The sequence below is a fragment of the Bacillus sp. 196mf genome, from assembly GCF_003217275.1.
In the GTDB taxonomy this organism is placed as follows: Bacteria; Bacillota; Bacilli; order Bacillales; family Bacillaceae_G; genus Bacillus_A; species Bacillus_A thuringiensis_S.
In genome coordinates this window covers 226,921-239,821 of the sequence record NZ_QJTG01000003.1, presented here as the reverse complement: position 1 = coordinate 239,821, position 12,901 = coordinate 226,921, and the positions used below count along the sequence as shown (strand labels likewise).

The following is a 12,901-nucleotide window of genomic DNA, read 5'->3' as shown; positions in this document are numbered from 1 at the left end:
AATAGCATGAAAAATCCCCTTAACGATTTTTATCGCCAAGGGGATTAAAGCCCTTATTTCTTACCGAAATAAGTAACAATCGCAAATCCTAAAATAAAGGTAATAATTGAACTTATAATTGAAAATCCGCCGGTTGGAATACCAGGGAACACAATTACAATCGAACCGATAACTAGTCCAATAATTGCCGCAAATGTCATACTTTTATAACGATCTAATAAAAAACTAATGCCTTTACTACTTACAACAAATCCAACCATAACACCAGCACCGATAACCACGATTAAAGGTAAGTTAAGTGTAGTTAAAGCGTTAATTGCTGTTGGATACACACCAATAATTAATAAAATAAACGATCCACTAATCCCAGGAAGTAGCATAGCCATACTAGCCATCCATCCTGCGAAAAATAAACCAATTGCATTTAAAATTGTTAACGTCGTAATTGGATCTGCTGCCTTATCTGGTTTAAAGAAAGCTGTGATCGCAACAAGAATTGCTGCAACTATTAATAAAACAATGTGCTTACCTTTAAACGACGACTTTGCATCAGCTTCTCTCATTAACATCGGTAATATACTAATAATTAAACCGAGGAAGAAAAATTGAGTCGGTTCATAATGATTTGCAAGTAAATATTTAATAACATGACTTAACGTTAAAAACGCTGCTGCCACACCAGCTGCAAGTGGAATTAAAAACCCTAAATGTTTTTTCCATTCACGACTAAAGAATCCACTAATTGCCGCAAGCAATTGTTCATAAATCCCTAACACAACAGCGATTGTACCGCCGCTCACACCAGGAATTAAATCACTAACGCCCATACAAAATCCACGATATATATTACGCCATTCCATACTGAATAAATTCCTCATTTCTTATAGTGATTTTTTCCGTAAAGTCCAGTATATCAATAAGAAAGCTTATAATCCTTATATTTTTTGACAATACTTTGACATTTTCACACAAAAAAAGAAGAAAGCTCCTGTCGGTAGCTTTCTTCTCACAAGGTATATTATCCCTTATTTTTCTGATACAGTTTTTAATTCCTCTAATAATTCTTCTACGTAATGTTGTGCACTTTGTGCTGCAATACTACCGTCACCTGTTGCTGTTACAATTTGACGAAGCATTTTTTCACGAACATCACCAGCTGCGAAAATACCAGGGATTTTAGTTTCCATACGTTCGTTCGTTTCAAGGTAACCATTTTCATTTGTAATACCTAGTTCAACAAATGGTTTTGATAATGGTAACATACCGATGTATACGAATACGCCGTCAGTTTTGACTTCTTTCTCTTCTCCACTGTTTACGTCTACAAGTGTTACACTTCCTACTTTACCGCTTGCTTCGTTAATTTCTTTTATAGTGTGGTTCCAAATGAAATCTACTTTTTCATTTTGGAAAGCACGGTCTTGTAAAATTTTCTGTGCACGAAGCGTGTCACGACGGTGAACGATCGTTACTTTTGATGCGAAGCGCGTTAAGAACACACCCTCTTCAACAGCAGAATCTCCACCGCCAATTACGATAAGTTCTTTTCCTTTAAAGAATGCCCCATCACATACTGCACAATATGATACACCACGGCCGCCAAGTTCTGTTTCACCCGGTACACCAATTTTTTTATACTCTGCACCGCTTGCAACGATAATTGCACGTGCTTTATATTCTTTTTTACCAGCAATAATTGTTTTGTATTCTTTACCATCGATGACTTCTTTCACATCACCGTATGCATATTCAGCACCAAATTTCTTCGCATGCTCGAACATTTTATTTGATAAGTCTGGTCCTAAAATAGACTCATAACCTGGGTAGTTTTCTACATCTTCCGTGTTTGCCATTTGGCCACCTGGAATACCACGCTCAAGCATTAATGTGCTTAAATTTGCACGAGATGTATATACTGCAGCTGTCATACCAGCTGGTCCTGCACCAATAATAACGACATCATAAATTTTTTCTTCTGACACACTATTCACTCCTATCCATTCCTACACAATTAAGTTACCCTCATTATACTGTTAGCATCATTTTTTTCCCAATGATTTGCTTATCTTATGTGTGCGTACGCTTAACAGCTTGCACATACTTTCGGACAGTCGCTACAGATACATTATATACATCTCCAAGCTCCGACTGTGTCATTTTATTTCCTTGTTCGCCGCGTACAATGTATTCAATCGCAGCTGACCAGCCGTACACATTTGTAAATATGTCTCCAGATGTATATAAACGTATGAACGTACAAAACCAAAAGTGTAAACACTCTTCAATTAATTCATCATCTTTTTTCGTATAATTGTATAAGGCATCCGCGATTCTCGCGCACTGCTCAAATTGTTGTAAATCAGCTGGAATACTCTTATGACTATTAAGTAAAAAGAAGTACTTTGCAAGTTGCGATACGATGGGAACACCGTTCTTCGCTTGCGTTATATCAAAGAAGAATCCAACCTTCTCCGGCGTTGACAATTCATTCATTAAATATAAAGCTAGCATTTGTTCTTCTAGCGTCGCACTTTGCTGAAATGATTTTCGTAATTCTTCAAATAACACGTTTTGTCCTTCATCTGCTAAATTCAGCGCATTCCACGGTTCTTTTCCCTTTTTATCAGGATGCAATTCCACGACATGTTGCCACATTTTTTCAGCTAGTTGCTGATCTTTCACCATATACGCAGAATATGCAAACCAATAATAAAAACTAACGTCTCCTTCGTACCCTTGACGCTTTAATAGTTTGAACCATTTATATGCATGCTCGAAATAACCAATTGTTGCAAGTGTAGTTCCCAGTTTCAAACGATGTTCAAATGAAATCGGATATACCGAAACTAGCTGTCCCGCTAACGCTTCTACTTGTTTATGCTCTCCAATTGAATATAGAAAAATAAGCGTATTACAAAGCGCATGTATATTACCAGGATTTTTCTCTAAAATCATTTCTGTTAACTTCAGTGCTTTGTCTACATTACCCGATTGAAAATGTGCAATGGCTAAATTATTATGACCTGACCAAAATTCCGGATAATCTTTCGTAACAATTTCTAATGTAGCAATTGCTTCTTCCAATTGGCCATTACGAATATAACGATTCGCTTCTTCCTGCATAACAATTAAATCATCTTCATCTTCAATCTCTTCCGCACCCATTGCTTCTTCTTCCATAATCTCAAGAAGTTCTAATGTATCTTCTACGAATTCCTTCTCTTTTGCAACTTCTAAATAACGATCCGCATATTTCTTCGCCTGTTGAAATAACCCCATATATGCATAATTATTTGCAATAAAATAATAGCACTGTTCAAGTTCTGGATTAGATCTAACTAACTTTAAGAAGATTTGGTTCGACTCTTGATATTCACCAGCCTCAGATAATACTGTTGCTAATTGACATAAAATAAACGGCTCCTTCTCACTTTGTGCCGCTCTTCGAAAATATTTAATTGCATCTTGCAATTTTTGCCCTTTGTAAGCTCTCATCCCTTTTTTATAAAAGAAGTCCGCTAATTGATTAAAAGAGATAACTTGTCCGTTCTCCTTATATATCCTTTGATTTTTCCCCATATATCCTCCAGTTTTTTGTTTTCTTCGCTCACACATTCTTCTATCTATAAGTATAAACGATTCCGTAAAAAACAAAACAGTATATTATACTCAATTATTTCCTTTTTATTCATAAAAAAAGAGGAGAAATGTTACATTTTCACCATGAACCTTCTCTTGCGGTCATTTGCTCTTTCGTATAAATAATACGCATTGGATTTCCACCTACGAAAGCACCGCTCGGTACATCTCTATGAACAAGTGTGCCAGCTGAGACAGTCGCACCGTCTCCAATTTTCACACCTGGTAATATTGTTACATTCGCTCCAATCATCACTTCATTTCCAATGACGATTTCCCCAAGTCGATATTCACGAATTAAATATTCATGCGCTAAAAGCGTTGTGTTATAGCCAATAATCGAATTCTCTCCCACAGTTATCTTTTCCGGGAACATAATATCCGGCATTACCATAAGCGCAAATGATGTTTTCTTTCCTACTTTCATCCGTAAAAAAGTGCGGTACAACCAATTCTTCACAGATAAAACTGGCGTGTAACGCGCAATTTGGATAATAATAAAGTTTTTCATTACCTTCCAAAAAGACACTGTTTTATACACATTCCATAATGAATTTTCTCCTGAAACAGGATAGCGCGTTGTCCGTCGCACTTAGCTCGCTCCTCTACTAACTTACTTGGACCTTTATGAACGGTTCATATTAGACAAAATCGGTAGCAAATCGCTCATTTTATCTAGCATAAAGTCCGGCTTGTAAGCCTCTAAATACGCTCTACCTTTCAGCGTCCATGAAACCGCAGCTGTTTTCGTCCCCGCATTTTGACCACCGACAATATCATGATGATTATCTCCAACCATCAATGCCTCTTCTGGTTTTGCATCTAATAATTCAAGCGCTTTTTGAAGTGGCTCTGGATGTGGTTTCACATGCTCTACATCATCAATTGTCACGACAACATCAAAAAATTCATCAAGCTTTGACAACTGTAATCCCATCTCAACGGTTTGTCTCGCTTTCGTTGTAACAATACCAACTTTATAACCTTGCTTCTTCAACTCTCGAACTGTTTCATATACAGTTTCATATTCTTCTACTAATTCATCATGATGATCATGGTTAAATTCGCGATAACTTGTAATCATCTCTTCAACCTTACTTTCATCAATCTTACTGAAAGTATCATGCAAAGATGGACCGATAAATGGCAACACATCTTCACGCTTATATTGATTTGGATAATACGTATTTAAAGTATGTAAAAAAGAAGAAATAATAAGTTCGTTTGTATTAATTAAAGTTCCATCTAAATCAAATAACACTGTATTTATTCTCATTGCCTTAGTCCTTTCGCCTTCCTGAATATGAAAGAAGCAGCATCTTATAATAAGATGCTACTTTTCTCTAATTTTCCGAATATCTTTTATCAGCTTGCCCCATTTTTCGTCTCACAATAATGAAAATAATAGAAATAACAACAAGTCCAATTGACATTACTTGTGCAATACGAAGTGGTCCTAGCATTAAACTATCTGTACGTAAGCCTTCTACGAAGAAGCGTCCTACTGAATACCAAATTAAATATGTAAAGAATAATTCCCCGCGGCGTAAATTCACTTTTCTTAATGCAAGTAGTAAAATTACACCTGCAAAATTCCATAATGATTCATATAAAAACGTCGGATGATAGTACACACCCTCAATATACATTTGATTAATAATGAAATCTGGTAAATGAAGACCTTCTAAAAACTGTCTCGTTACTTCATCACCATGCGCCTCTTGGTTCATAAAGTTTCCCCATCGGCCAATTGCTTGTCCTAATAAAATACTTGGTGCAGCAATATCCGCCAACTTCCAGAATGAAACCCCGCGTCGCTTTGCAAAAAGAATCCCTGTTATAACCGCTCCGATTAAACCACCATGAATCGCCAAGCCACCTTGACGAATATTAATAATTTGACTCGGGTTTTGCACGTAATATTCCCATTCAAAAATAACATAGTACATTCTCGCAAATAGAATAGCGATCGGTACTGCAATTAATACAAGGTCAACAAATGTATCTTTTGGAATACCTAGCCTTTCTCCCTCGCGAGTTGCTAGCCAAAGACCTAATAGCACACCTGTACCGATAATAATCCCGTACCAATAAACAGGAAACGGCCCAAGTTGGACAGCTACGCGGTCAAGCTGCGGTACAGAACCTAACAGCATATGTATGACCTCCCTCTCCAATGTTTACTCCTGATTCCCTAACTCAATCGCACTCATTAATCGTTCTGAGAACTGCTGTGCTGCATTGACTCCCATACGCTTTAAACGGAAGTTCATCGCTGCTACTTCAATAATAACAGCCAAGTTTCGACCAGGACGAACTGGAAGTGTAATCTTCGTAAGTTCTGTATCAATAATTTTCATCTTCTCTTCATCAAGACCTAAGCGATCATAGTTTTTCTTTTGATCCCAAATTTCAAGATTAATAACAAGTGTAATACGCTTATAATTTCGCACTGCCCCTGCACCGAATAACGTCATAACGTTAATGATACCTAGACCACGAATTTCTAATAAATGCTCAATTAAATCTGGTGAGCTTCCTACTAATGTGTCTTCATCTTCTTGGCGAATTTCTACACTATCATCCGCAACAAGGCGGTGACCACGCTTCACAAGTTCAAGAGCTGTCTCACTTTTACCAACACCACTTTGACCTGTAATTAAAACACCAACACCGTAAATATCTACTAATACACCATGAACAGCAGTTGTTGGTGCTAGCTTACCTTCTAAATAATTAGTTAAACGACTTGATAATCTCGTTGTCGTTTGAGAAGAACGTAATAAAGGCATGCCTGATTCACGTGATGCTTGTAATAACTCATCTGGTACATCTTGATTACGAGTTATAATAATACATGGCGTCTCCTCGGTACAAAGCGCTTTCATTCTCTCTTGTTTTTGCTCTGTTGTTAACGTATCAAAGAACGTAAGCTCCGTTTTTCCAAGAAGCTGCACGCGATCAGCTGGATAATATGTAAAGAATCCTGCCATTTCAATTCCAGGTCGTGATAAATCACTTGTATCAATCGGACGATGAATTCCTTCCTCACCACTTATTAACTCCAATTGAAATTGTTCAATTAAATCTTTTGTCCTTACTTTTGGCATATGTATAAACCTCCACTCCGCTGCGGGTTCAGTCTCGTTTGATGTAAAATTCCATTCTACCGGATATTGTACCATTTTTTTCTGGAAACAAGAAATACGGTTTCTAATAAATAGAAAAAAACATTTCATACGAATAATGAAATGTTTTTCTTTTTGTCATTTTCTCTTTTTTTCATATAGAGGTTCCACAATTGCCTTCTCAATAATCATATTAAAAATTGAAATACAAATTGCCGCAACAATCGCTACACCAAATCCTGATATATTAAAAGCATCTCCTAATAATGAATCTGCTATTTTTAACGTAATCGCATTAATAACAATTAAGAAGAAGCCGAAAGTTACAACAGTAATTGGTAGCGTAATTAAAATTAAAAACGGCTTTACGAACACATTTAAAACCGCCAATATAATACTCGCAATAATTGCAGTTTGTATATTTGCTACGTAAAATGCATCTGGTGCAATCCCTTTTAAAAGCCCCGATACAGCGATTAACACAACGCTATTTACAAGAAGTGATACAATCCATCTCATTTCGTTACACATCCTTTTAAACATATATATTTCATCATACGCTAATAGATAATAAACGCAAGTATGATACAAACACTTATATCAACTTATTCTATCTTTCATGCTTGTATACCTACTAACACTTCCTCCCAAAATAAGGACCACACCACCTATGTTCATGAGTTTTTACAAAGGTCCAAGTGAAATCTTTATCTACGATATAGATATCACCTTTATACGCATCTTCTGTCTCACACAATATATCATCCATATGTAACAAACTCGCATCCTTTATTAGCAGTACCTCATCACAGTGTTGGTAGAAAATGTAGCAATCCTTTTTCACTTCATCATGAAACTCGTTTTCCGCTTCTTTACCCTCTAAACACTTCTTTTTCTCATAACTAAATATGTGCCATAGATAACCACATGCATACCTATCTCCATGAAGAAAAATATCTTCTTTTTCTTTATCACTTAAATGATTTGCAAAGTGATCCTCCCAGCGCTTTCGAAAATATACACCCCAACTTTGAAATTCTCTTACCTTCATATTTTTCTTTCTTAACACCTCTAAAAACTCCATCTTCTCCCCCTATACAATAAAAACCGAGCGTCATTTCCACTCGGTTTTCATCAATAAACTTATTGCGACAACTCTACTTCTTTTATTTTCTCTTTCATTCTTGCTTTATCACGATTTAAAATCTCTTTTAAATACTTACCTGTATACGAGCGCTCTTCTTTCACTACTTGCTCTGGCGTTCCGGAAGCAACGATTTGTCCACCTTTGTCTCCGCCCTCTGGTCCAAGGTCAACGATATAATCCGCTGTTTTTATCACATCTAAATTATGTTCAATTACAAGTACCGTCTCACCACTCTCAACAAGACGTTGCAGCACTTCTAGAAGACGTGCAATATCATGCGCATGCAACCCAGTCGTTGGCTCATCTAAAATATATAACGTACGACCTGTAGAACGACGGTGTAATTCAGAAGCTAATTTCACACGCTGTGCTTCCCCACCAGATAATGTTGTTGCTGGTTGACCTAATTTCATATAACCAAGCCCAACATCTACAAGCGTTTGAAGTTTACGCTTAATTTTAGGAATATTGGCGAAGAATTCTACTCCATCTTCAATTGTCATCCCTAACACTTCAGAAATATTCTTATCTTTATATTTCACTTCTAACGTTTCACGATTATATCGTTTACCGTGACAAACTTCACACGGAACATACACATCTGGTAAGAAATGCATTTCGATTTTAATAATTCCATCACCACGGCACGCTTCACAACGGCCACCTTTTACGTTAAAGCTGAAACGTCCTTTTTGATATCCGCGCACTTTAGCTTCGTTCGTTTGTGCAAACACATCACGAATATCATCGAATACACCTGTGTACGTCGCTGGATTAGAACGTGGTGTACGACCAATTGGCGATTGATCAATATCAATTACTTTATCTAAATGTTCAAGACCTTTAATCTCTTTATGAGTACCTGGCTTCGCTTTCGCTTTATATAACTTTTGCGCTAACGATTTATATAGTACTTCATTAATCATCGTACTTTTACCTGATCCAGATACACCTGTTACCGCTACAAACGTACCGAGTGGGAATGACATTTTTGCATTCTTTAAGTTATTCTCTTTTGCGCCGACAATCTCCACTTTACGTCCGTCACCTTTACGTCTTTCAAGTGGAACTGGAATAAACTCTTTACCGCTTAAATATTTTCCTGTTAACGAATTATCATCTTGCATCACTTCAGCTGGTGTCCCTGCCGATACAACTTGCCCACCGTGAATACCTGCACCTGGTCCGATATCAAGTAAATAATCAGCAGCCATCATCGTATCTTCATCATGCTCAACAACGATTAATGTATTACCTAAATCGCGCATTTCTTGCAATGTACGAATAAGACGATCGTTATCGCGCTGGTGTAAACCAATTGAAGGCTCATCAAGAATATAAAGTACGCCAGTTAGACGAGAACCAATTTGCGTCGCTAAGCGAATACGCTGCGCCTCACCACCTGATAACGTACCAGCCGCACGACTTAGCGTTAAATAATCTAAACCAACGTTCACTAAGAATCCAACGCGCTCCTGAATTTCTCTTAAAATTAAATGAGCTATTTTTTGTTGCTTCTCCGTTAGCTCTACATTCGAGAAAAATTCTTGTACTTCTTGAACTGAATACTTCGTTACGTCAGCAATCGTTTTATCACCAACAAAAACAGCTAAGCTTTCAGGCTTTAAGCGGCCGCCTTTACACTTCGGACAAGCTTGTTCTGCCATATACTTTTCCATTTGCTCACGAATGTAATCAGAACTCGTTTCACGATAACGACGTTCAATGTTTGGAATAACACCTTCAAATAAAATCTCATTTTCCTTTACTTGACCGAATTCATTTACATAGCGGAAATAAACCTTCTCTTCCCCGCTTCCGTACAACACTTTATCAAATAAATCTTTCGGTATATCTTTCACAGGCATATCCATATCAACGCCGTAGTGATTACATACAGATTGTAAAAGTTGTGGATAGTATTGTGAACTTGTCGGTTCCCAAGGTGCAATCGCATGTTCATTTAATGATAAATCCCAGTTCGGGATAACAAGCTCTAAATCTACCTCTAGCTTTGAACCAAGTCCATCACAAGAAGGACATGCTCCGAACGGACTGTTGAATGAGAACATACGCGGCTCTAATTCTCCGATTGAAAAACCACAATGCGGACAAGCATGATGTTCACTAAATAGAAGTTCCTCTTCTCCCATTACATCGATTAACACTCGGCCTCCGCCAAGCTTTAATGCACTTTCAAGTGAATCAGCAAGACGGCTTGCGATTCCTTCTTTTACAACAATACGGTCAATTACAACTTCAATAGAATGCTTCTTATTTTTATCTAACGTAATCTCTTCAGACACATCAAGCATTTCACCATCAACACGTACACGAACATATCCTTGCTTCTTAATATCTTCAAGTACTTTCACATGTGCACCTTTACGCCCAGAAACGATAGGAGCTAACACTTGTAATTTCGTACGTTCAGGATATTCAAGAACACGGTCTACCATCTGCTCTACTGTTTGTGATGTAATTTCAATCCCATGATTTGGACAAATTGGCGTACCAATTCGCGCAAATAATAAACGTAAATAATCATAAATCTCCGTTACCGTTCCGACAGTTGAACGTGGATTACGACTCGTCGTTTTTTGATCGATTGAAATCGCTGGTGACAATCCTTCAATCGTATCTACATCCGGCTTATCCATTTGTCCTAAAAACTGGCGCGCATACGCAGATAACGATTCTACGTATCTGCGCTGCCCTTCTGCATAAATCGTATCAAATGCTAATGATGATTTCCCCGAACCAGACAATCCCGTTACAACGACAAGCTGATTTCTCGGAATGGTTACATCAATATTTTTTAAGTTATGTGCTCTAGCACCTTTTACAACGATAAAATCCTTGCTCTTACTCACTCTTTTCACCCTTCCGCTTTTAATTCTAATAGTAAATCTCTTAGTTCAGCTGCACGCTCGAAGTCTAACGCTTTTGCTGCTTCTTTCATCTCTGCTTCCATCTTCGCAATTGTCTTTTCACGCTCTTTTTTCGTCATTTTCTTAGCAGGAGTTGCTTCGTATGTTTCTGTCTCTTCAGCAGTTGTCGTTGCACGGATTACATCACGTACGCCTTTTTGAATCGTTTTCGGCGTAATACCATGCTCTTTATTGTAGGCTTCTTGTATAGTACGACGACGCTGCGTTTCTTCAATTGCAATTCCCATTGATCTTGTTATACGATCTGCGTACATAATAACGCGGCCGTTTTCATTACGCGCGGCACGACCAATTGTTTGAATTAATGAGCGCTCTGAACGTAAGAACCCTTCCTTATCAGCATCTAAAATCGCTACAAGTGATACTTCTGGAATATCTAATCCTTCTCGTAATAAGTTAATACCGACCAGTACATCAAACTTACCGAGGCGAAGATCGCGGATAATTTCAATACGTTCTAACGTTTTAATTTCAGAGTGAAGATAGTTAACTTTAATTCCTACATCTTTTAAGTAGTCCGTTAAATCCTCTGACATTTTCTTCGTTAAAGTCGTAATTAATACACGTTCATTTTTTGCAATACGATCTTGAATCTCTCCTAATAAATCGTCAATTTGCCCTTCAATAGGTCGTATATCGATTGGTGGATCTAAAAGCCCTGTTGGACGAATAATTTGTTCTATTACTTCTGGTGACTGCTCTAACTCGTACGGTCCTGGCGTCGCCGAAACGTAAATAACTTGATTTGTTTTCTCCTCAAACTCATCAAACATGAGCGGTCTATTATCTAAAGCTGACGGCAGACGGAATCCATGATCCACAAGCACTTGCTTACGTGCTTGGTCCCCGTTATACATCGCTCTTACTTGTGGCACTGATACGTGCGACTCATCCATAACAATTAAGAAATCTTCCGGGAAATAGTCCAATAACGTATACGGTGTTGCACCCGCTGGACGAAGTGTTAAATGACGGGAATAGTTTTCAATCCCTGAACAAAAGCCCATCTCGCGCATCATTTCTAAATCATAACGTGTACGTTGCTCTATACGCTGTGCTTCTAGCAACTTACCGTTATCATTTAACTCCTTTAAACGCTCTTCTAATTCTTTTTCGATATTTTCAATAGCGACCTTCATTTTCTCTTCACGTGTAACGAAGTGAGATGCTGGGAAGATTGCTACATGATCACGTTCTGCTAATACTTCACCTGTTAACGCATTTACTTCACGAATACGATCAATTTCATCGCCGAAAAATTCAATTCGAATACAATGCTCATCAAGTGATGCCGGGAAGATTTCAACTACATCTCCGCGCACACGGAATGTACCACGCTTGAAATCAATATCATTACGTCCATACTGTACATCAACAAGTTCACGAAGCAATTGATTGCGGTCCTTCTCCATACCAACTCGAAGTGATACAACTAACTCGCGATATTCTTCAGGAGAACCTAAACCATATATACACGATACACTCGCAACGATAATTACATCGTCCCGTTCAAATAATGCAGACGTTGCCGAGTGACGCAATTTATCAATTTCATCATTAATCTGCGCGTCCTTTTCAATAAACGTATCTGTTTGTGGTACATACGCTTCCGGCTGATAATAATCGTAATAACTAACAAAATACTCAACTGCATTATTCGGGAAAAAGTCTTTCAACTCACTATATAACTGTCCTGCTAACGTTTTATTGTGAGCCATAACAAGTGTTGGCTTTTGCACTTCTTTAATGACATTTGAAATCGTAAATGTCTTACCCGTTCCTGTCGCTCCAAGCAACACTTGCTTTTTCTTTCCACTATTAATTCCCTCTACAAGCTTCTCTATAGCTACCGGCTGATCACCTTGCGGGGAATACGCTGATATAATTTCAAATTGATGTTCCAAGTAAAATCCGACCTCCTCATAAAAATCTGTATTATTATTTTACCACGAATGCCTATAAAAAACCTAAAAAAACGAACAGATATTCGGTAAAGTTTTCGACAATATACACATAGAAAAAGGAAGGAGTAAATA

The 12,901-nt window shown here is 37.7% G+C and carries 11 protein-coding genes; all 11 read right to left on the bottom strand.

What is annotated here, in order from left to right:
• Positions 1 to 53 precede the first annotated feature (53 nt).
• The 11 genes from ATL10_RS07895 to uvrB all read right to left on the bottom strand — a co-directional run bounded on the left by ATL10_RS07895 (position 54) and on the right by uvrB (position 12,769).
• Positions 54 to 860, bottom strand: coding sequence for a DUF368 domain-containing protein (locus ATL10_RS07895; RefSeq protein WP_000455196.1), 807 nt, complete (start codon positions 858 to 860; stop codon positions 54 to 56).
• Between the two features lie 165 nt (positions 861 to 1,025).
• A complete protein-coding gene (trxB, locus tag ATL10_RS07890) occupies positions 1,026 to 1,982 on the bottom strand; it encodes a thioredoxin-disulfide reductase (RefSeq protein WP_001288078.1) in 957 nt (318 codons plus the stop codon).
• Positions 1,983 to 2,067: 85 nt separating this feature from the next.
• A complete protein-coding gene (locus tag ATL10_RS07885; protein ID WP_000517723.1) occupies positions 2,068 to 3,579 on the bottom strand; it encodes a tetratricopeptide repeat protein in 1,512 nt (503 codons plus the stop codon).
• 139 nt (positions 3,580 to 3,718) lie between these two features.
• The gene (locus tag ATL10_RS07880) at positions 3,719 to 4,231 is read right to left on the bottom strand and encodes an acyltransferase (RefSeq protein ID WP_075717075.1); all 513 of its coding nucleotides are present in this window, start codon (positions 4,229 to 4,231) and stop codon (positions 3,719 to 3,721) included.
• Positions 4,232 to 4,264: 33 nt separating this feature from the next.
• Entirely contained in the window at positions 4,265 to 4,915 is a 651-nt protein-coding gene (gene ppaX / locus ATL10_RS07875; RefSeq protein WP_001222403.1) for a pyrophosphatase PpaX, read from the bottom strand.
• Positions 4,916 to 4,982: 67 nt separating this feature from the next.
• On the bottom strand, positions 4,983 to 5,795 hold the full coding sequence (gene lgt / locus ATL10_RS07870; protein WP_098566810.1) for a prolipoprotein diacylglyceryl transferase: 813 nt from the start codon (positions 5,793 to 5,795) through the stop codon (positions 4,983 to 4,985).
• A gap of 24 nt (positions 5,796 to 5,819) precedes the next feature.
• A complete protein-coding gene (gene hprK / locus ATL10_RS07865; protein ID WP_001127251.1) occupies positions 5,820 to 6,749 on the bottom strand; it encodes an HPr(Ser) kinase/phosphatase in 930 nt (309 codons plus the stop codon).
• Positions 6,750 to 6,905: 156 nt separating this feature from the next.
• A complete protein-coding gene (locus ATL10_RS07860; protein WP_001267308.1) occupies positions 6,906 to 7,286 on the bottom strand; it encodes a phage holin family protein in 381 nt (126 codons plus the stop codon).
• Positions 7,287 to 7,401: 115 nt separating this feature from the next.
• The gene (locus ATL10_RS07855) at positions 7,402 to 7,851 is read right to left on the bottom strand and encodes a DUF4275 family protein (protein WP_110496688.1); all 450 of its coding nucleotides are present in this window, start codon (positions 7,849 to 7,851) and stop codon (positions 7,402 to 7,404) included.
• 59 nt (positions 7,852 to 7,910) lie between these two features.
• Complete coding sequence (gene uvrA, locus ATL10_RS07850; RefSeq protein ID WP_000045587.1) at positions 7,911 to 10,787, bottom strand: excinuclease ABC subunit UvrA; 2,877 nt, start codon at positions 10,785 to 10,787, stop codon at positions 7,911 to 7,913.
• Between the two features lie 5 nt (positions 10,788 to 10,792).
• A complete protein-coding gene (gene uvrB / locus ATL10_RS07845) occupies positions 10,793 to 12,769 on the bottom strand; it encodes an excinuclease ABC subunit B (protein WP_000400989.1) in 1,977 nt (658 codons plus the stop codon).
• Positions 12,770 to 12,901 lie beyond the last annotated feature (132 nt).